A 21,513-nucleotide genomic window follows, 5' to 3' on the forward strand; every position below is an offset into this window, starting at 1 on the left:
AATGATCCGATGTTCCAGCAACTTCAGCAAGAATTTTCAGCGGAACTGGTCAAAAATTCTATTGTCCCGCTAAAAGATGACTTATAATAGATTGAATTTTTAAACCTAAACATATGAGGCCTTAATAATGGATATGAATCAAAATCTTGGCAACCTGATGAAAGAAGCGCAAAAAATGCAACAACGTATGCAAGAGGCGCAACAACAACTAAGTCAATTAGTTGTCACTGGTGAAGCAGGTGGTGGGATGGTCGTTATTAAAATGAACGGCCGACATGATGCTACTGAAGTTAAAATCAAACCTACAATGATGGAAGAAGATGTAGAAATGTTGGAAGATTTAGTTGCTGCCGCGATTAACGATGCCGTACGAAAAATTGAAAAAGCGTCTAAAGAAAAAATCAGTCAATTGACCGCTGGTCTAAACATTCCAACTGACTTAATGGGCGGCGATAAGGAATAGTCCTAACGATGGATATGTTAAACCGTCTGGTAGAAGCGCTACGCTGTCTGCCAGGCATAGGTCCAAAATCAGCACAGCGTATGGTGTTTCATTTACTCCAGCATCAAAGACAGAGAGGGTTACACCTTGCCTCATGTCTAGAGCAAGCGATGAACAACATTCATCATTGTGAACGCTGTGCTAATTATACAGAGCAAAAATTTTGTACTCTCTGCCAAAATCCAAATCGGGATTCCTCCTTACTTTGTGTCGTAGAAAGCCCAGCTGATGTATCTGCTATAGAACAAAGCAACGCGTTTCAAGGGAAGTACTTCGTTCTCATGGGAAAAATATCTCCACTCGATGGATTAGGACCAGAAGACATTGGACTACCCCGACTTAAAAACCTTATCATCCAAGAACAAGTGAAAGAAGTGATATTGGCGTTAAGCCCCAGTATAGAAGGACAAACGACCATTCATTTTATTCACCAGCTTTTGCATAATCTGCCCATCAATATTACGCAATTGGCGCATGGTATCCCTTCTGGTGGAGAATTAGAGTTTTTAGATGGCAACACCATAGGAAACGCCCTTCGCAACAGAGCAATAATTCATGTTTAAAACAGTATTTCGCAGTAAATATCTTCTTATACTAATGCTTCTCATATCAGGGTTAGCAAATGCGTCTTTTTATAAAAATTTATGGCCAAAATGGGAAGTAAATAACCCTTTATCAAAAGAAGTGATTTCTCATAAACTTTGGCAAGATTTTCTAAATCGCCGTATTGTTACCAATGAAGAAAATATCAATCTGGTTGATTATGCCCACATGACTCAAACAGACTTAAATTTACTTAAAGACTATTTAAAGAGCATGTCTGAAGTAAATATTGATAATTACAATCGCGATGAACAATTGGCGTATTGGATTAATGTATACAATGCTCTTACGGTGCAAATTATAGCTAATTATTATCCCGTGACTTCAATCCAAGAAATTAATATTTCACCAGGATTATTTAGTATAGGCCCATGGGGAGCTAATCTAATCACGGTAAAAGACACTTCTTTAACTTTAGATGACATTAATAACCGCATCATCAGAGCGATTTGGAATGATCCTCGCACTCATTATGCCTTAAGTAATGGCACTATTGGCGCACCTAATCTTAGTAGAAAAATATATCAAGGAAACCTGCTTGAAGAACAATTAAATCAAGCTGCCTCGAATTACATTAACTCACTTAGAGGCGTAAATGTTATTGAAGGAAAACTAATCATCTCTAAATTATACGATTGGTATGAAGAGGATTTTGGTGGAAGCAAAAAAGATGTCATTTTTCATTTATTACAATTTGCTAAAGAACCTTTACTGAGCCAACTCAAACACATAAACACCATTGACAGTTATATTTATAATTGGCATTTAAACAGCCCTTCTCATGATCAGGAATAGAGGGCTGTTCCAATACTTACGCCATCTCAAATATCACAGGACTCTCCCTCCGAACATTGCGTTACTGAGTGAAGATTACTCGTTATAGTTGGGTTAACCTTGATGTTCAATACGCTAAAATCACATTATTTTGGCCAATCGTACCAATTGCAAATAGCTCTAAAAATCGCAATAAAAATTACTTTAAACTATGAAAAACAAGAGTATACTCGCCTATTTATCATGAGGAGGTGAGAAAAATGAATCTTGGTGGATTTTCATGGAAAAGATTGGTTGGCATCTCTGCCCTTAAAGCTAAAATTTCACGAAAAATTGGTATTCCACTGACTCAATCGGGCAGGGAAAGAAAGCTAGGAGCTTTAATCATTAAATATTTGCGTTTGTTTCTTTTAGAAGATAAGAAAAAAAATAATAAGGCGAATTAATATTCTAGACCTGTAAAGCCTTCTCAAGGTTGAGTTAAAATGATGTGGCCTTAGAGCACCCATACGCCGTACATGAAGTATTCGAGTATCGGCGTACATAATTGCCTTATTTTGCTAAAATATTAGCGTCGCCAACAGGTTTCATTCAATCAGAACATTCAATAGATTGAAATAATTCTTCAATTACATTATCTGGAATGACGGGAATTTGTTGATAAACTCTTATTACTCGAAACACTGCATCGCGATTACGCTCACCTGCATCGATGTTTGGATCAGCTAAATCATACCTATAAGGCGCAGCAAGCAAATGTCTATTTTTTAATTCGATTCGTAATGCTTCCAGAACACAGCATAAAGCATCAAACACGTTCAGCACCGTAATTCTTTCTTCTGTGTTTAGAATAGGTAACCAGTCAATAGCACTAGCTTGTACGATTTTATAAAAAGTGTACATTAAACAACGCGTATCCTCATTAGCAAAATAACCGTATAAGTCCAAACATTCTGCAGAAGAACGTTGATGGTACAAAATCACCATTTTTTCTCGAAAAATAACAGAACGTTGTTCTTGTTCTATAACTTCGGATAATAAACTTTGCTGTAGCATCATCACTGCATCGATTAAACGATTTGGATTAAATGAGAATTTATAAGCGCGCTTCAGATCATGTAACCAATCACTATCCTCAGGTTTTTCCTGACTTAAGCTCACATTTACTCTAAGTTTTTTAACTGCAGCCAGTATCAGTTGTCTGTGCTCTTCATTGATCTCGATGAGGATACCTTGAGGGGGTTCTTCGTTATGTAAGAAATAATCAACTGCTGGAATTAAATCATTTTTTAAGGCAACTCGATATAATTGTTGTTGTATTAATTCAATGTAATGATGCAATAGCCCTAAACGCATTTGCACCGAAATGAGCTTTTCCGGATGTATTACCTCAGTAAACAATTTGTCAGGGTGGAATTTGTAGAAGAAAATGGCATTCACTAAAGCAGCAAACTCTGGGTTAGAAAAATAGTCCAATACCGCTTGTAGTTGCTCAACATTCCACTCATCAAGTAAAGCAGCCCATGTAATCTGCACCCCATCATTTTTATTCAAAAAATCAACCAATCCTTCCATCCACAAATTAAATTGTCGCCTCGAGAAAAATTGATGCATTTCTTGCGACTGAGGATGGATTTGTTTCCGGTCCTGTTCAGCAACGAACCAATTTGAAAATGGAGCACTTTTATGATTCATCCTCTCTCCTTGAGCGATGTCTTGAGATAATGTATTTTCTTAGCTGGGGAAAAGGTGATGCTCTATTCCTCTCAGGAAATATTTTATAGTAGAGCCAACTTACAGCCACATAGAAAATCGATAGGCTTTCAGCTTCTTTTTCTAAGATAATATCGAAAATAATTGCAAGTCTATATTAATCTTGACAAAATTATGACGAATAGGGCTTATAAAAATCGGGAATAAATTAATGCCACAACCCAGTTATCTATTATTTATTGATAACGATCCTGTGAGTGAGGATCTCAAAAAATACTTTGCTCAATTTAATATAAATATCGTGCAGCAAAATCAATTAACTCCCATTCAGAACGGGTTAGGGAAAGTTGTTGCTATTTTAATTAGCTGGGCTATTTTAAAAAATAGCCCTCAGGCGATTCATCAATTTTATACAGATTATCCAGTACCTTTATTGATTATCAATGATACCCCAGATGAAGAAGCCTGCATCAAAGTACTCGAAGCGGGGGCAGATGATTTTATTGTAAAGCCTCTATTGCCAAGAGAACTTCATGCGCGCGTTAGTGCAATTAATCGACGGGTGTTACGTGCAAAACAGCAATCGGATCATGAAAAAGAGGTTCTTGTTTTTGCCAATTGGCGGCTTTATCCTGCATCCAGGCAAGTGTTCAGTAATGCTAATGAAGAATTATCATTAAGCGCAGGGGAATATGATTTGCTACTTACTTTTGTGCAACAACCCCAACGCATTTTGGATCGTGAGCTCCTGCTGCAGATCACTAAAAACAGTGATTTAAATCCTTTTGATCGCAGAATTGATGTGCAAATAAGCAGGCTTCGCCAAAAGATAGAAGTTGATGCCAAAAAACCCGCCTTAATCAAAACCATTCGCAATGGAGGGTATATGTTCACAGCACAAGTAGTGACCCTCAAACAAAGTGATGAACTATAGCAGGTTAACACATCCGCTGAATTACTTTTAAATATACTGTATATATTTTATACTTAGTATACACGGATTGTGAGGTGCTACAATGGATAGTACAAAAGATCCCATTGATTATAAATCTATTTTTGAGTCTGCTCCTGGACTTTATCTTGTTCTAGATAAAGAGTTTACGATTATTGCTGCCAGCAATAATTATCTGCACGCCACTATGGTAACTAGAGAACAAATTATTGGGAAAAATATATTTGAAGTGTTTCCAGATAATCCAGAAGACCCTCAGGCAACTGGAGTAAGTAATTTAAACGATTCATTAAATAGAGTGTTAAAAAATAAAACTCATGACACCATGGCAATCCAAAAATACGATATTCGCCGCCCTAGCGAACAAGGCGGAGGATATGAAGAGCGTTATTGGAGTCCGATAAATCTACCCGTTTTCGATAACCATAAAAAAATTAAATATATTATTCATCGAGTCGAAGACGTCACAGAATACATTCAGCTAAAAAAAACTCGCTATGATCAACTAAAAGCAATGGAGGCGTTGCGTACCCGTGCCGGGGAAATGGAGATTGAAATTTATCAACGAGCGCAAGAAATTCAAGTCATTAACAAAAAATTACAAATTGCTAATTACAATTTGGCATCGCTTGATCAACTAAAAACGCAATTTTTTGCGAATATCAGTCATGAGTTGCGTACCCCACTCATGTTAATTTTGGGCCCCATAGATACTTTGTTACGAGATAAAACTTTAGCACCATCGCAAGTCAAAAGAATACAATTAATGAAAGAGAATGCACATCTCTTATTAAAACATGTAAATGATTTATTAGATATTGCAAAATTTGATTCGGGTAGATTACAAATTAATTATTATAACATTGATTTTGTCCACCTTATTAAAAGGATTCTCTCTTTATTTGAGGCAGATATTGAAGCAAAAGGGTTACACCTTTCTTACTCTCTCCCCCCAAAATTATGCATTCAAATTGATTATGAAAAAATTGAGCGTGTGATCATCAACTTGCTCTCCAATGCGATAAAATTTAGTCCTTTTCATGGAACCATTAATCTGAAGCTCGATAAAAAAAATGCGCATGCGGAGTTATCCATTGAAGATAATGGCCCAGGAATTCCTTCTGAGTACAGAGAAGCGATTTTTGAACGTTTCTTTCAAATGGAGGAAAGCATGGGGCATTCAGAAGGTACTGGTTTAGGGTTAGCAATTGTAAAAGATTTTATCGAATTGCATCAGGGCAAAATTACAGTGCAGCAATCAAAATTAGGTGGTGCGCTTTTTATCATGCAAATCCCGTTAAATGCTCCAGCAGATCAATTGGTGCATGGTGAACAACCAGTGCACAAAACCATTGAAATCCCTCGCATTGTAAGCCAACGCAAAATAGTGACGAAGCAGCTTAATAGAGAAAATCATGCCCAACTACCTCTTGCTTTAGTGGTAGAAGATAATTCGACCATGAATGAATTTTTGTGTGAACTGTTAAGCAAAGATTATCGTATCGCCAGTGCACGAGATGGTAAAGAAGGTTTGGATATGGCGATTAAATTACATCCTCAAATAATTATTACCGATATCATGATGCCCAATATGAACGGAATAGAATTGGTCCATGCAATAAGACAGCATTCGTCCCTCCTGTCTACCCCTATTATGATTGTCACTGCGAAAGCAGACGAGGAACTATGTGTGCGTATGCTTCAAGAGGGGGCTCAAGATTATATGATTAAACCCTTCTCTACCGAAGAATTTAAGGCAAGAATTGCCAATTTAATTTTAGTCAAACATGCAGAAGATGAATTGGAGCGTTTTGTTTACTTAGCCGCGCATGATTTAAAATCACCCTTACCGGCAATCGAACATTTAGTTTCTTGGATTGAGGAAGATGTAGGTAATCAATTAACTTCACAATCTCGAAAATATCTAACCTTCTTACGACAGCGTGCTTATCGCATGTCCAATTTATTAGATGGGCTATTAAAATATGCTCAAGCCGGAAGCATGCACTCAAAAGTTGAAAAAATTAATTTTCCCGAATTAGTAAACTCTGTCGCCCACAAAGTAGAAGCAGCAAATGACTTTAATATTTGTTGCGAGCACTGTGATTTTATGGTCGAGGCAGAAAAAAAACTATTACAAGAAGTAATTTATGAACTGATTGATAATGGAGTAAAACACCACCATCTTCAAAAGGGGCACATTCAAGTGGGTGTTGTTGAAAAGAATGATTATTATGAGTTTTTTGTCGCCGATGATGGGCCTGGTATTGAACGCGCATATCAAGATCGAATTTTCCAGCTTTTTCAAACCCTGCAACCACGTGACGTTTTAGAAAGCTGCGGGGTTGGGCTCAGCATTGCCAAGAAAATTGTTGAAGCTCAAGGAGGAAGTATTGGTGTCAAATCAGATAAAAATCAGGGAGCAATATTTTATTTTACTTGGCCGAAACAAATAGGAGGTGCAGCGTGACTCATGGAATGACAATCCCTCATATCTTAGTTGTTGATGATGATGAAATTGATCGCATCTATGTAGAAAGAGAGCTTGGCAAATTAAATATGCCTCTTACACTGCAAATAGCACGAAATGGGATTGAAGCCTTGGATATCTTAACGAAGGATGATACTGAGACCCCGGTACTGCCTACGATCATTGTTTTAGATTTAATGATGCCTAAAATGAATGGTTTAGAATTTTTGCAATCTTTTCGCACCCATGCAAAATTTAATAGTATACGAATTTTTGTTCTTACCACCTCAAATAACAACAAAGATAAGATCGCGACAGAACATTTTAATATTGATGGATATTTTATTAAGGATACACAATTTAAAGATTTTCTTAATCAGTGTAAAAAGGTATTGGAACACCTAGGAAAATAAATGCACCCCAATGAAATTGGGTATTATTTACGCTTTTTACTCATTTTAAATACTTTTACACTTTTAATCGTATTATCGCCTACTTTTAATATTTCCATACGATAGTTTTCTATAGCCAAACATGAATCAGCTGGGGGAATATATCCAAGATGTTCCACGATTAAACCACTTAAGGTTTTAGGTCCTATCAGAGGTAAGTGCCATCCCATTAAACGATTTAAATGACGTAATGTAAGTCCGGCATCGACAATAACTGAGCCATCGCTTTGGGGGGTAATCCCGCGACTTAATGCAGCGACATCCGTGGTAAACTCGCCCACGATTTCTTCAAGTATATCCTCCATAGTGACTAGGCCCTGAATATTTCCATATTCATCGACGACAAAAGAACTACGTCTTTTCATTTTCCTGAAATTTAAAATCTGAATGTTGAGAGGGGTTGCTTCAGGAATATAATATGGTTTATCAGCGGCATCCAATAGGCTATCACGATCCAACTCATTCTCAATAGCCAGATTAAGTACATCACGTACGTGAATCATGCCGACCAAATCATCTATCGAATCTCGGTATAAAGGCAAGCGGGTATGCTTTGCTGTTTCTAATTGATAGAGAATTTCCGACCAAGGCTCCTCTATGTCAATGCCAACGATATCTGATTTAGGAATCATGATATCTTCGACTGTTGCTTGTTCCAGATCCAAAAGGCTAATTAACATACTTTTGTGCTCAACAGGTAGCAAACCTCCCGCTTCAAGCACTACGGAACGTAATTCTTCGCCCGTCAATGATTCTTTTTGTATTTTATCAATTGAGACTCGAAATAAACGTAAGACTCCGTTGGACATAAAGCTGGTTATATATACCAGCGGTGCAAGAATCCATTGTAAAATTTGCAAGGGTAGCGATGTAGCAAATGCAACTTTCTGGGGATAAATTGCGGCAAATGTTTTGGGTATCATTTCTGCAAATACTAAAATCACCAGAGTTAAAAAGGCGGTAGCTATGGCAATTCCCGCATCACCATAAATATGTTGGCCGATCAATGTTGCTATTGTTGAAGCAAGAATATTAGCTAAGGTGTTACCAATTAACACCACACTCAATAATCGATCAGGTCGCGAGAGTATTTGATTCACTCTTATTGCCTGTTTGTTTTCTTTCTTGACCAAATGCTTTAACTTATAGCGGTTTAGCGACATCATACCGATTTCAGTGCCTGAAAAAAAAGCAGCCAAAAATATTAAAAAAAGCAGTATGATGAACAATGTAGAAAGATGGTATGCCACCGAATTTCCTTAAGCTTTTATCACCCGAAATAAAGTACCATATGGTTTCAAAGAAAGCGAGATAGAGAAAACAACAAGAGTTATGCAACCACTTATGTCAGTTGGTCTTTGAACGCGTTAAAAAATTTTCTACTCCAGCACGTACTGCACTTTATGCTCGACACCTTGTGTAAAAAAGTTTTTGCGACCATTCCTCTAAATTGGACTCATTGTCATTAGTTATCTACATAAGATTGTCATCTCTGGGTAGGGGGATCCATCTCTTATCGGACAGCAAAGCCAATTCAGTGATGGATTCCTGCCTACGCCGGAATGACAATATCTAGAGATTTTTCGTAAATAGGATAACAAGTACCTATTTTTTCTCTTTATCGTTAAAACGCGCCACACTAGCCAAAATTTCTTCGTAAGCGGCTTCAGGACCAACCCAACCATTAAGCTTAACCCATTTGCCCTCTTCTAAGTCCTTATAATGGCTGAAAAAGTGCTCTAAGGAGTTTAATAAATGTTGCGGAATGTCTTCATGAGTTTTGATTGCTTCATAAATTTTAGTAAGCTTGTTAGTAGGAACAGCTAAAATTTTAGCGTCTATACCTGACTCATCAGTCATTTTTAACATTCCAACTGGTCGACAGGGAATTACTGAGCCACCGACTAGAGGTACTGGAGTTACAACGAGTACATCAACAGGATCTCCATCTTCCGATAAGGTGTTAGGGACGTAGCCATAATTGACAGGATAGAACATCGGTGTTGATAAAAAGCGGTCAACGAATAACACCCCAGACTCTTTGTTTACTTCATATTTTACAGGTTCACTGTGCATAGGGATTTCAATAATTACATTAATTTCTTTTGGCAAATCACGACCACTGCTAATCTTCATTAAACTCATTTATTCATCTCCCCTCTTGTCGAAGTAAAAATAACTCAGCGTTCATTTAGCTTGAAATAAAAGCATAAAATATGTCTTATTAGCTCACTCACTATAAAAGCAATTCTCGTCATACAAAGCGATTTTCATTTTAGAAATGATCATTGCCCCCATGTAGAATGACGCAATAAAGCGGCTATTATGCGAAAAAACACATTAAAAGGCAAAGAGAAGCTGTCGCATTATAACTAATGCAATGTATAATAGCTCTTTTAATTCAAATGAGATTGCCTATGAATTGCTTGTTTTGCAAAATTGCACAAGGTGCAATCCCTGCATCAGTGGTTTTTGAAGATGATGAGATAATGGCTTTTCACGATCTCAACCCGCAAGCTCCTAAACATCTGCTGATTATTCCAAAGCAACATATTGCTACACTGAATGAAGCCAGCGATGCGAACCAGGCCCTGTTGGGAAAAATGATTTTAGGGGCAAAAAAAATTGCTCAAACTGAAGGAATAAGTGACGCAGGATATCGATTAGTTTTCAATATTAATCCCGACGGTGGCCAAACAGTATATCATATTCATTTACATTTACTGGGCGGACGTCATATGACTTGGCCCCCAGGCTAGGAAATAACTATGGAAAAACTATATAAAGAACTGCTAACACAATTAGGTGAAGATATAACTCGGCAAGGATTGGTTGACACGCCTGCACGTGCAGCCAATGCCATCCGTTATTTGACTAAAGGCTATAACGAAAATTTAGATGACATCATCAATGATGCACTTTTTGATTCGGACATGAACGAAATGGTTATCGTGAAGGATATAGAAATGTATTCAATGTGCGAACACCATTTACTCCCGTTCCTTGGCAAATGCCATGTAGGATATATTCCTAATGGAAAAGTAATCGGATTATCAAAGATGGCACGTATCGTTGATTACTACGCTCGACGCTTGCAAATTCAGGAACGTTTAACCACTGAAATAGCAAAATGCCTAGAATCAATTACTGGTGCACGTGGTGTGGCTGTAGTGATTGAAGCAAAGCATCTGTGCATGATGATGCGGGGTGTTGAAAAGCAAAACTCAGTAATGACCACTTCAGTTATGCTAGGTGAAATGCGTAATAACCCAACAAGTCGTGCTGAATTCTTAACTTTGACCCAACGCAAGTAATCCTGCTTTCATTTCATGTCGAACATTATTCCAGCGGTAAGCATTTACGGAAAGATGCTGTACCCTGAGAATGTCAGCATGATGATAAATATGATGCTAACAGCAGGAGCCCCTTCGTCGAAAACGTCTCAGAATAATGTGAACTGTCCAATTGGTGGATTTAAATAGTGGCCTGCTATTGGATTTGATGCGGAATATCTGTTAACGGCACCGTACTCTCTTCAATGTAATAAGCTCTCCAACATCAACATGTCAGAGAGCTTATCAATCAATGTTTACTCTTCTTCGCCTGCACGATCACTTACACTGGGCGCGTCTTGATGTACTTCCTCAAGATGCTCAGCCGCAGCTGGTGTAACTGGAGCGTCTGTTGCTCCTTCTGCTTGGGGCTTATCTTTCCACTCAAGCTTCACACGACCTTGTTTATCGATACCGGCAACAAAGACCTCAATCTCTTGGCCTTCTTGCAATACCGATTCAACTTTTTGAGATCGATCACTGCAGATTTGAGAAATATGGAGTAAGCCGTCTTTTCCAGGTAAAAGATTAATAAAAGCACCAAAATCAACAATCTTACTGACCTTGCCTTGATAAGTTTGACCTACCTCAATTTCGGCAATTAATGCTTTAATTTGCTTTTGTGCTTCTTCCAAGGCATTCATATCTGGAGAAAACAATTGAACTACGCCTGTATCATCAATATCTATAGAAACACCTGTGCTATCAATCAATCCTTTAATCGTTGCTCCGCCTTTACCAATAATAGTTCGAATCTTGTCTTCAGCAACTTTCATAGTAGTAATTCGAGGTGCATGTTGAGATAATTCTTCTCTATGCTCTGCTAATGCATTATTCATGACACCAAGAATGTGCAGGCGGCCAGCTAAAGCTTGATCCAGAGCTTGCTCCATAATTTCACTGGTTATCCCGTGGATTTTAATGTCCATTTGTAATGCGGTAATTCCCTGTTCTGTTCCAGCAACTTTGAAATCCATATCACCTAAATGGTCTTCATCACCTAATATATCCGTTAATACAGCGTACCGGTCTCCCTCTTTGATCAAACCCATTGCTACCCCAGCAACAGGGGCTTTCAATGGAACGCCTGCATCCATCAATGCAAGGCTGGTACCACACACTGTTGCCATTGAGCTGGAGCCGTTAGATTCAGTGATTTCAGAGACCACTCTTAATACATAAGGAAATTCGTTTGCCTCTGGTAATACCGCCATAATCGCCCGTTTGGCCAAGCGACCATGTCCAATTTCTCTACGTTTGGGGCTGCCAACCATACCCGTCTCACCTACGGAATAGGGAGGGAAATTGTAATGCAGCATAAAGCGATCTTTTGTCTCTCCAATAATATTATCGAGCATTTGTGCATCACGTTCATTACCTAAAGTAGCAACAACAATCGCTTGTGTTTCGCCGCGAGTAAATAAAACAGAGCCATGTGTTCTTTCCAAAAGTTTTGTACGAATCGCAATAGGACGAACTGTCTTATGATCGCGTCCATCAATTCGCGGCTCACCATCAAGGATTCGATTGCGCACTGTCGCACGTTCGATTTCAACAAACATAGAACCAATAACATCTGCCTTTAACTCATCATTTTCAGCTTGCAAGGCTGCGATTGTTTGATCTTTTAATTCACCCAAACGTTGGTAGCGCTCTTGTTTGTCTCTAATCAAGTATGCTGCCTCAACCTCATGCTTAACCATATCAGCAACTCGTTGTTGCAAATGACTATCCACTTCTGGAGGGGTCCATTCCCAACGGGGCTTACCACCTTGCGCTGCCAGTTCTTCGATTGCCTTGATTACACTTTTCATCATTTCATGACCGAACATAATCGCGCCACGCATAATGTCTTCGCTTAATTCTTTTGCTTCTGACTCTACCATCAAAATAGCATCTTTAGTTCCGGCAACAACTAAATCCAGTCTGGATTGCTCTAAGTCTTTGCGACTCGGATTCAATAGGTAAATACCGTCCTTATAACCAACACGTGCAGCGCCAATTGGCCCATTAAAAGGGACGCCAGAAAGTGCTAACGCTGCAGAAGAGGCAACCATTGCCACAATATCTGCGGAAACTTCAGGATTTAAAGAAAGAACTGTCGCGATAACTTGGACTTCGTTACAAAAACCATCTGGGAATAAAGGTCGAATGGGGCGATCGATCAATCGTGAAATTAATGTCTCATTATCAGAAGGCCTACCTTCACGTTTGTTAAATCCGCCGGGGATTTTACCCACTGCATAAAATTTTTCTTGATAGTTTACGGTCAGCGGGAAAAAATCATTTCCTTCCGCACCTTCTTTTTTACCAACTACCGTAGCTAATACTTGGGTGCCATTCATACTGGCTAATACTGCTCCATCAGCTTGTCGTGCTATTTCACCAGTTTCCAATATAAGAGTGTGGTCACCAAATGCTATTTCTTTTGTAAACTTAGCCACGTAATCTTCCTCATTTAGTAATTATAACGAAAAAAAGGCGCAGAAAATTGCGCCTTTATTTAAAGTATTTTTTATAAAGTACATTTCTAAAGAAATGTGTTTGCTCATCAATCAATAAGAATCTCTCAGTTCCAGACTTTGGATTAAGGTTTGATAGCGAGCTTCATCGTTTCGCTTTAAATATTTTAACAACTTGCGACGCTTATTAACGAGTTCTTGTAGTCCACGACGCGAATGGAAATCTTTTTTGTGCTCTTTAAAATGGTCAGTTAAATATTTAATACGGCTTGTAATGATAGAAACCTGAACTTCGGGCGAACCAGTATCTTTATCGGAACGCTTGTATTCTTTAACAATTGCTGCTTTATCCGCGCTGCTTAGCGACATTATACACTCCCGGAACTACTAAGTATTCATTTAAAGGCGAACATTCTACCAAGGCATGTCCTACGAAACAAGTACTGAAAATTATTTTTGTGCAAAAAATTTCATATTTAGCTGCGATTGCTTCTTTTATCACATAATCACGACTAAAAAGAAAGCAATCGTTTCGCTTTAATATCACCTTGTGTATTGCGTTCACCTAACCCAATAAATTGTGCATTCTTGTCATAAAGACGTACACAATCAGCTACTTCAACATCTATTTTATTTAGTACTGTTCTGCCTTGACGGATAGTAACTACCTCGTCATCCAAAAGAGTAACTTGCTCTAAATGATTCACTGCTCTATCCATAGGAATTAAGCAATTCATTCTTTCGGACACAGACATTGCCTCTAATGCATCGAGCGAATACATGGGCATATTATCCAAACCTGATGTATAAACTCTATGCAACCGAGTCACATGAGCTCCTACACCTAAAACATCACCTATATCCTCAACTAAGTTACGAATATATGTTCCTTTGCTACAAGTCACTGTTAAGGAGAAGTGAACTCCATCAAAAGCAGTAAGCTGTAAATTGCTAATCAGGATCTCTCGTGCTTTCCGCTCAATATTAATCCCTTCTCGAGCCAAACGATAAAGAGGGGTCCCATTGTGTTTTAAAGCGGAAAACATCGAAGGAATCTGCTTTATATGACCAGTATGTTGCTCCAATACATCCAATAATTGCGCCTCAGAAATAGTAAATCCATCCACACGCGCAGTTACTTCTCCTGTAGCATCAGCAGTATTCGTTTTAACACCAAGCAGACCCGTAGTTTGGTAACATTTATCTGCATCAAGTAAAAACTGACATACCTTCGTCGCTTCACCGAAACAAAGGGGTAACATACCAGTAGCTAATGGATCTAAACTTCCCGTATGTCCTGCTTTTTGCGCCCCTAGCAGTCTTTTTGCTTTCTGTAAGGCTGTATTAGAGGTCATTCCTTCCGGTTTGTTCAGCAATAAAATTCCATCTATTGCTAAAGATTTATTCGCTTTCATTATCTTCTGAAGTCGGAGGATTTACTTCATCAATGAGTCGACTTAAACGTTGCCCGTACTCTATTGATTCATCATATACAAAATGCAATTGAGGAACTGTACGTAATGTAATACTTCGTGCTAAAGCGCTGCGCAAATAACTTGCAGCAGCATTTAAAATGGCTGTAACCGTTTTTTTATCATCATTAAGCACGGTAAAATATACTTTGGCATGCCCTAAATCAGCAGCCACTTTGACTGCTGATATAGTCACAAATCCGGTTAAGCGCGGATCTTTTACTTCCATAGGTATTATCTGAGCTAGCTTACGCTGAATCATCTCAGCGACACGATCTGTACGTTTAAAATTATGACCCATCTTTATAAATCACGCTTAATTTCTACGGTTTCATATACTTCTATTAGGTCGCCTGGTTTTACATCATTGTAATTTTTGACGCCAATACCACATTCAAACCCTTGACGGACTTCAACCACATCATCTTTAAATCTTCTCAGTGATTCCAAAGTCCCCTCATAGATGACCACATTAGCTCGTAGTACACGAATAGGATTGTTGCGCTTAATAACACCTTCAACAACCATACAACCTGCAATTGCACCAATTTTTGGTGATTTAAACACATCACGAACTTCAGCAACACCAATAATTTCTTCTTTAAATTGTGGCGCAAGCATGCCCGTTAAAGCACCCTTGATCTGATCAACGATATCGTAAATAACGCTATAATAATGTAAGGACACTGATTCATGCTCTGCCAATTTCTTCGCGCTGCTATCGGCTCTGACATTAAAACCAACTAGAATCGCATTAGAGGCTATAGCCAAATGCACATCCGATTCAGTGATACCACCTACGCCACTTGAAATAACTTCAACTTTAACTTCATCAGTAGATAATTTCACTAAAGCATCTGAAATTGCTTCAAGCGAACCTTGAACATCCGCTTTAAGCACTACATTTAGAACCTTAGATTCTCCGGCAGCCATATTTTCCATGATGCCTTCAATTGTTGATTTTTGGCGTCTGGCAAGTTTTACATCACGGAATTTACCTTGACGGAATAAAGCCACTTCTCTTGCTTTTTTCTCGTCGGGAACAACAACCGCTTCATCTCCAGCATGAGGAATTGCTGATAAACCAAGAACTTCAACTGGAATTGATGGACCAGCATCATCAACCATATCCCCATTATCACCAACAAGAGCCCGCACTCGACCATACTGAAAACCAGCAAGCAAAATATCCCCTTTGTGTAAGGTTCCACTTTGTACCAGCACTGTTGCTACGGGTCCTCTACCTTTATCCAGGCGTGATTCAATCACTACGCCTTTAGCGGCACCATCAGTAACCGCAGTCAGTTCTAAAACTTCAGATTGCAATAATATTGCGTCAAGTAACTCATCAATACCCATACCTGATTTGGCTGAGATGTTGATAAACATCGTATCACCACCCCATGCTTCTGGAATTACTTCATGCACTGATAATTCATTCATGACACGGTCAGGATCAGCATCTGGTTTATCCATTTTATTAATGGCAACGATGATCGGTACCTTGGCCGCTTTCGCATGTTGAATCGCTTCTATTGTTTGTGGCTTAACGCCATCATCGGCAGCTACAATCAATATAACGATATCGGTGACTTTTGCTCCCCGAGCTCTCATTGCCGTAAATGCAGCATGGCCTGGGGTATCCAAGAAAGTAATATCCCCTTTAGGTGTGCTCACATGGTAAGCACCAATATGTTGGGTAATACCACCTGCTTCACCAATGGCAACTTTAGTCCGACGAATATAATCCAGTAAAGACGTTTTACCATGATCCACATGGCCCATAATTGTCACTACTGGGGCTCTGGATTCAGTACGACTACCCTTAGTAATCGACTCTCCTAGACCGACTTCAATTGCATCCTCTTTAATTACATGCGCCTTATGTCCATCTCTTCAACAACAATCACTGCTGTTTCTTGATCAATAACCTGGTTTATGGTTGCCATTGCCCCAAGGGACATCATGATCTTAATGACTTCGGCAGCTTTTACAGACATTCTTTTGGCCAGCTCAGCTACAGTAATGGTTTCTGGGATTAATACTTCCCTTACTACAGGTGCTGTAGGCAATGCAAAGCCATGTTTTAATGACTCTTCGGCCTCTCTCAGTTTATCTGATTTCTCGATACCTTTACGCTTTTTAAATTTACTACGTCCGCTGCGTCTATGACCTTCTTGATCTTCATCATCACGTTCATAAGCTGCTTGATATTTTGGTTTTTTCTTAACTTTTCTGAAGTCTGATGCGTCCGACTCGGGGACTTGATCAATATGCTTCTTTTTAGATGGCTTTTCTAATCTATGCTCTTCTTTGACTGATATCGCTTCAATATCTTCAGGAACATTTGTATTTTCCACAGATTCTGTAGCCAAAGTGTCCAAGAGATCTTCTGTATTTTCTTCCTGTGGTTTTTCTTCTGACTCAATTTCTTCCTGCATCTGCACAGGAATCTCCGTAGCATCAACAGCTTGTTCAACTGCCTCAGCAGGAGTTTCAGATAAAACCTCTGGCGCAACTTCAGCTGGATGCTGTTCATCAGCGATTTGATTTTCTTCAGGCAAAACCTCGGGTTCTTCAGCCTCATGCTGCTCTACGATAGGAGCTCGCTTTACAAATACTTTTTTCTTACGAACTTCAACATTTACAGTTTTTCCACTATGAGCATCATGGCCAACCGTGACTTGTGATAAACTTTTTCGTCGTAAAGTAATTCTTTCAGGTGAAGCATTCACGTCACGCAGCGAAGCCCTCTTCAAATGATTGAGTAGGATTCGCTTTTGCTCTTCATTCACAGTCTGTTGGTCATCGGTAAAAGATAACCCTGCTTCCTGTAACTGGTTCAATAAGCGTTCAACCGGAATACCAACGACTTGAGCTAATTGTTTAACCGTCACATCCGCCATATTTTGATCCCCTTTCAGCAGTTCTATTCATCTTCAAGGACAGAGCTGCATAATTGCACTACATTAATTTATAATAAATCCATAGTCTTATAAAAACCATGGTTCTCTGGCCTTCATAATTAAAGCTCCGGCCTTTTCTTCTGTTATCCCATCAATTTCTAACAACTCATCTACAGATTGCTCCGCTAAATCTTCCATAGAGGTAATTCCCTTCGCAGCTAATTTATTAGCTAGCTCTTCAGTCATGCCTTCCATTGAGAGTAGTGATTCGTCAGGTGAACCAGATAGCTCTTTACCCGATGAAAGAGCCATAGTGAGTAATTTATCGTTTGCTCGATTTCTTAGTTCTTCAACAATTTCTTCATCGAATTCATCAATTGCAAGCAACTCTTCCTTGGGAACATAAGCGATTTCCTCAAGCGAAGAAAAGCCATGTGCTACTAATAATGTAGCAATTTCTTCATCAATTTCCAGTGCAGTTGTAAATAACTTCACTATTTTACTCGACTCTTCCAAATTCTTATTTTCAAATTCGTCCGTAGTCATTACATTCAGAGTCCATCCTGTTAATTGGCTTGCCAATCGAACGTTTTGACCATTACGACCAATTGCCTGAGATAACTGATCTTTTTCTACAGCTAAATCCATTGTATGTGTGTCTTCATCAACAACAATTGAAGAAATCTCCGCTGGAGCCATCGCATTAATGACTAATTGAGCAGGATTGTCATCCCACAAAATAATGTCTACACGCTCACCACCGAGTTCACTAGAAACAGCTTGAACGCGTGCCCCTCGCATACCAACACAAGCGCCTACAGGGTCAATCCGACCGTCGTTAGTTTTTACTGCAATCTTAGCTCGGTTTCCTGGATCACGCGCAGCCGCTTTAACCTCAATAACGTTCTCACCAATTTCGGGTACTTCAATTCGGAAGAGCTCAATAAGCATTTCATTACGAGTACGGCTTACAAACAACTGAGGACCACGCGCTTGTGGGGTTATTTCATAGAGATAAGCACGAACTCTATCATTCGGACGGAACATTTCATGAGGAAGCATCTCCGTACGTGGTAAAAAGGCTTCTGCTTTACCACCTAAGTCGATGATAATATTATCTCGTGTTACTTTTTTAACAGTACCATAAATCAACTGACCTAACTTGCTTCTAAATTGGTCAATAACGAGCTCACGTTCAGCTTCTCTAACTTTTTGCATAATCACTTGGCGGGCTGCCTGAGCTTCAATTCTACCAAATTCAATCGAGGGGATCGATTCTTCGATACGGTCCCCAATCTTTGCTGCCGGATTACGTTCTTTTGCTTGTTCGAGAGTTAATTGGCGGTCTGTGTGTTCTAACTCATCATCATTCACTACATCCCAATATCGAAACGTTTCATAGTCACCAGTTCGGGGATCTAGTTTAATTCGTACGCCTATATCTAAACCAAAGATCTTGCGAGTTGCAGACTCCAATGCGGCCTGAATGGCAAGTATAATTACATCTTTACTTACACCTCTTTCGTTTGATAACGCCTCTGCAACTAGTAACAATTCTTTGCTCATTGTTCGCCTCTCTATACTGTCAAACTTGCTTTCACAATATTTGAAAAAAGTAATTCTTGATCTTCGCTATTTACATTAAGTACCAAAGAACTCTCAGATACTGAGACAATAGTACCTGTAAATTTACGCTTACCATCAACTGGTTTAAAAGTTTTTACTTGTATTTCATTCCCTATGTAACGTTGATATTGCCAACTTTTAAATAGAGGTCTTGGAATGCCAGGTGATGATACCTCCAAGCTGTAGTTCCCAGGAATTGGATCTTCAACATCAAGCAAAGCACTAACTTGATGACTCACCGCTTCACAGTCATCAATTCCTATTCCATCCGCCTTATCAATGTATATACGCAATAAAGAATGTCTACCTTGCGAAAGATATTCACATCCCCAAAGTTCATAGCCCATATCATTGATTGCAGGCTCTAATATGTGTTCCAATTCATCTTGTATCATAGTATTAACAAACCAAAAAGGGTACATGCCTAATACAAATACAATATAGTAACCTAAGTTCAGGTAAGGACTTAACTCTAGAAAGTGATTGTTGATAAAACTATGTTTCCGAGTACGGCCTTGACTTTACTGGGCTACTACTATTTTTTTAGTGCAGTTACAAATTATACATAATAAAAAACCCCATAAATGGGGTTCTAAATAAGTGGTAGCGGGGGCAGGATTTGAACCTACGACCTTCGGGTTATGAGCCCGACGAGCTACCAGGCTGCTCCACCCCGCGTCAACTGATGGCAAGTATACTGAGAGTCGCTACTCTTAGCAAGTACTTTCGTACAGATTACAAATAAATATTGTTCTGCATTACAAAAAACGAGGTTTTTCTAATGCAGAAGCGGATTATTTACATTTTAGGAACCAAAAGCATTGATACACGCGACAATTAATGCGCCTGGAAAAAGACCTAAATAAAGAAGTGATAAACAATTTAAAGAAAATACTAAAGTATTTCCCTTATTCATAATAACTGGTTCAACCTGTGTTGGTTTGTCAAAATACATGATTTTAACAATTCGTAAATAATAATAAGCGCCAATTACCGTAAAGAATAAACCCACTACGGCAATCCAGGTCATTTGTGCATCGACCAATGCTTTAAGTACGAGTAATTTAGCAAAAAAACCAACAGTTGGAGGAACTCCTGCTAAAGAAAACATAATGATTAACATCATAAATGCTAACCATGGACTTCTTTTGTTGAGACCTCTCAAATCGTCAACATTATCAATTTCCATTCCTTGACTGGACATTAAAACAATCAAGCCAAAAGATGCTGCGGAAGTTATTGCATAAATCAAAATATAATAAAGCGCGGCAGAATAACCTGAGGCAGTCGCAGCTAAAATACCAAACAAAGCATATCCCATATGTGATATGGCTGAATAGGCTAAAAGCCGTTTAATACTGTTTTGTACAACCGCAAATAAATTGCCTAAGCCAGTCGAAAGCAGCGTCATGACCAATAAGATTTGTTGCCATTGCGCGCTGATATCCACTAAGCCAATAGTTAATAATCTAAAGGTCATACCCACAGCAGCAATTTTGGGAGCAGCACTGATGAATAAGGTAACTGACGTTGGCGCTCCTTGATATACATCTGGAACCCACATATGAAAGGGAACTGCCGCTAATTTAAATGCTATTCCAGATAAGATAAAGACTAGAGCAAAAACAACTAAGGTGCTTTGCTGTTGCCAATTCGCAGCAATTGCATTAGCTACCTCCATTAAATCAAGTTTTCCTGTCGCACCATAAATTAGGGAAATACCGTATAAAAGCATTGCAGATGCAATTGAGCCCATGACAAAGTACTTCATTGCAGCTTCAGAAGCATCACTATCAGTTCTACGAATGGCAGTCATGGCATATAAAGGCAATGACAATAATTCCAAGCCAAGAAAAATAGTCAACAAAGAATGCGCCGAAACAAGAAGCATCATCCCTAAAGTAGAAAACATTCCCAAAATATAGTAATCCCCTGAAGGCATTTGACGCTCATCGATATAATTTTTTGAATAAATAAAGCTCAACAATACCGTCAGATAAATAAAGAATTTCATTAAATTGGCAACGTCATCACTAATAAACAGACCATGAAGAGTAATGACTTTATACATGCCAATATAAAGGAAGCTAACAACAGCAGCTAAAACCAAACCAATACACGATATAATATAGGCAATTGATTTATACCGATGCCGTAAAAATAAATCAGCCAGCAGCGCAATACACGCTGCAACCAACACGATCATTTCCGGAAGGGCTACATGGATATTTTCAAGTAATGCTGTCATA

General features: G+C 38.8%; 20 protein-coding genes, 1 tRNA gene and 2 pseudogenes (1 of these 23 running past the window's edge). 10 read left to right on the top strand and 13 right to left on the bottom strand.

The window, feature by feature from the left end:
- From dnaX to EL022_RS01480, 5 genes are all read left to right on the top strand, one after another.
- Positions 1–87, top strand: partial view of a DNA polymerase III subunit gamma/tau gene (gene dnaX / locus EL022_RS01460; RefSeq protein WP_028381769.1) — the final stretch only. Its footprint begins 1,566 nt before the window's first position; only the last 87 of its 1,653 coding nucleotides appear in the window; the start codon falls outside the window, past its left edge; it ends in the stop codon at positions 85–87.
- Between the two features lie 40 nt (positions 88–127).
- Positions 128–463 (top strand): YbaB/EbfC family nucleoid-associated protein, encoded by a 336-nt coding sequence (locus tag EL022_RS01465; protein ID WP_028381768.1) that lies wholly within the window; start codon positions 128–130, stop codon positions 461–463.
- Between the two features lie 8 nt (positions 464–471).
- Entirely contained in the window at positions 472–1,065 is a 594-nt protein-coding gene (recR, locus tag EL022_RS01470; protein WP_028381767.1) for a recombination mediator RecR, read from the top strand.
- Entirely contained in the window at positions 1,058–1,900 is an 843-nt protein-coding gene (locus tag EL022_RS01475) for a DUF547 domain-containing protein (protein WP_028381766.1), read from the top strand. Before recR ends, EL022_RS01475 begins: the two co-directional genes overlap by 8 nt.
- Positions 1,901–2,139: 239 nt before the next feature.
- Positions 2,140–2,325, top strand: a complete 186-nt coding sequence (locus tag EL022_RS01480; protein WP_028381765.1) for a hypothetical protein — start codon at positions 2,140–2,142, stop codon at positions 2,323–2,325.
- Positions 2,326–2,470: 145 nt separating this feature from the next.
- Here EL022_RS01480 and EL022_RS01485 read toward each other — a convergent pair whose 3' ends face one another.
- Entirely contained in the window at positions 2,471–3,574 is a 1,104-nt protein-coding gene (locus EL022_RS01485; RefSeq protein ID WP_051544489.1) for a hypothetical protein, read from the bottom strand.
- A gap of 229 nt (positions 3,575–3,803) precedes the next feature.
- On the opposite strand from EL022_RS01485, the gene EL022_RS01490 reads away from it, so the two are divergent.
- The 3 genes from EL022_RS01490 (at position 3,804) to EL022_RS01500 (ending at position 7,427) form a co-directional block, all read left to right on the top strand.
- The gene (locus tag EL022_RS01490) at positions 3,804–4,526 is read left to right on the top strand and encodes a winged helix-turn-helix domain-containing protein (RefSeq protein ID WP_028381764.1); all 723 of its coding nucleotides are present in this window, start codon (positions 3,804–3,806) and stop codon (positions 4,524–4,526) included.
- An 82-nt stretch (positions 4,527–4,608) separates the two neighbouring features.
- Entirely contained in the window at positions 4,609–7,014 is a 2,406-nt protein-coding gene (locus tag EL022_RS01495; protein ID WP_028381763.1) for a hybrid sensor histidine kinase/response regulator, read from the top strand.
- Positions 7,011–7,427 carry a response regulator gene (locus tag EL022_RS01500; RefSeq protein WP_028381762.1) on the top strand — a complete coding sequence of 139 codons (417 nt, stop codon included), beginning with the start codon at positions 7,011–7,013 and terminating at the stop codon, positions 7,425–7,427. Before EL022_RS01495 ends, EL022_RS01500 begins: the two co-directional genes overlap by 4 nt.
- Positions 7,428–7,450: 23 nt before the next feature.
- Here the strand turns inward: EL022_RS01500 and EL022_RS01505 are convergent, their stop codons facing one another.
- Positions 7,451–8,716: an HlyC/CorC family transporter gene (locus EL022_RS01505; protein ID WP_028381761.1), complete on the bottom strand. Its 1,266-nt coding sequence runs from the start codon at positions 8,714–8,716 to the stop codon at positions 7,451–7,453.
- 355 nt (positions 8,717–9,071) lie between these two features.
- A complete protein-coding gene (gene ppa, locus EL022_RS01510; RefSeq protein ID WP_028381760.1) occupies positions 9,072–9,611 on the bottom strand; it encodes an inorganic diphosphatase in 540 nt (179 codons plus the stop codon).
- Positions 9,612–9,883: 272 nt separating this feature from the next.
- On the opposite strand from ppa, the gene EL022_RS01515 reads away from it, so the two are divergent.
- Entirely contained in the window at positions 9,884–10,225 is a 342-nt protein-coding gene (locus EL022_RS01515) for a histidine triad nucleotide-binding protein (RefSeq protein WP_028381759.1), read from the top strand.
- A 9-nt stretch (positions 10,226–10,234) separates the two neighbouring features.
- The gene (gene folE / locus EL022_RS01520) at positions 10,235–10,780 is read left to right on the top strand and encodes a GTP cyclohydrolase I FolE (protein WP_035901097.1); all 546 of its coding nucleotides are present in this window, start codon (positions 10,235–10,237) and stop codon (positions 10,778–10,780) included.
- Between the two features lie 275 nt (positions 10,781–11,055).
- On the opposite strand, the gene pnp is transcribed toward folE, so the two are convergent.
- The 10 genes and pseudogenes from pnp to nuoN form a co-directional block, all read right to left on the bottom strand.
- Positions 11,056–13,242, bottom strand: coding sequence for a polyribonucleotide nucleotidyltransferase (gene pnp / locus EL022_RS01525; protein WP_028381757.1), 2,187 nt, complete (start codon positions 13,240–13,242; stop codon positions 11,056–11,058).
- 111 nt (positions 13,243–13,353) lie between these two features.
- A complete protein-coding gene (gene rpsO, locus EL022_RS01530; RefSeq protein ID WP_028381756.1) occupies positions 13,354–13,629 on the bottom strand; it encodes a 30S ribosomal protein S15 in 276 nt (91 codons plus the stop codon).
- 143 nt (positions 13,630–13,772) lie between these two features.
- On the bottom strand, positions 13,773–14,675 hold the full coding sequence (gene truB, locus EL022_RS01535; RefSeq protein WP_028381755.1) for a tRNA pseudouridine(55) synthase TruB: 903 nt from the start codon (positions 14,673–14,675) through the stop codon (positions 13,773–13,775).
- Positions 14,662–15,033: a 30S ribosome-binding factor RbfA gene (gene rbfA, locus EL022_RS01540; protein ID WP_028381754.1), complete on the bottom strand. Its 372-nt coding sequence runs from the start codon at positions 15,031–15,033 to the stop codon at positions 14,662–14,664. Before rbfA ends, truB begins: the two co-directional genes overlap by 14 nt.
- A gap of 2 nt (positions 15,034–15,035) precedes the next feature.
- Positions 15,036–17,053, bottom strand: a pseudogene (gene infB / locus EL022_RS01545) (translation initiation factor IF-2); the annotation flags it as partial.
- 236 nt (positions 17,054–17,289) lie between these two features.
- Positions 17,290–17,638, bottom strand: a pseudogene (locus EL022_RS16815) (translation initiation factor IF-2 associated domain-containing protein); the annotation flags it as partial.
- Between the two features lie 87 nt (positions 17,639–17,725).
- Positions 17,726–19,204: a transcription termination factor NusA gene (gene nusA, locus EL022_RS01550; protein WP_028381752.1), complete on the bottom strand. Its 1,479-nt coding sequence runs from the start codon at positions 19,202–19,204 to the stop codon at positions 17,726–17,728.
- Positions 19,205–19,215: 11 nt separating this feature from the next.
- Positions 19,216–19,659 carry a ribosome maturation factor RimP gene (rimP, locus tag EL022_RS01555; protein WP_028381751.1) on the bottom strand — a complete coding sequence of 148 codons (444 nt, stop codon included), beginning with the start codon at positions 19,657–19,659 and terminating at the stop codon, positions 19,216–19,218.
- 206 nt (positions 19,660–19,865) lie between these two features.
- Positions 19,866–19,942, bottom strand: a tRNA-Met gene (locus tag EL022_RS01560).
- A gap of 127 nt (positions 19,943–20,069) precedes the next feature.
- On the bottom strand, positions 20,070–21,512 hold the full coding sequence (nuoN, locus tag EL022_RS01565) for an NADH-quinone oxidoreductase subunit NuoN (protein WP_028381750.1): 1,443 nt from the start codon (positions 21,510–21,512) through the stop codon (positions 20,070–20,072).
- Position 21,513 lies beyond the last annotated feature (1 nt).

Source organism: Legionella cherrii (assembly GCF_900635815.1).
In the GTDB taxonomy this organism is placed as follows: domain Bacteria; phylum Pseudomonadota; class Gammaproteobacteria; order Legionellales; family Legionellaceae; genus Legionella; species Legionella cherrii.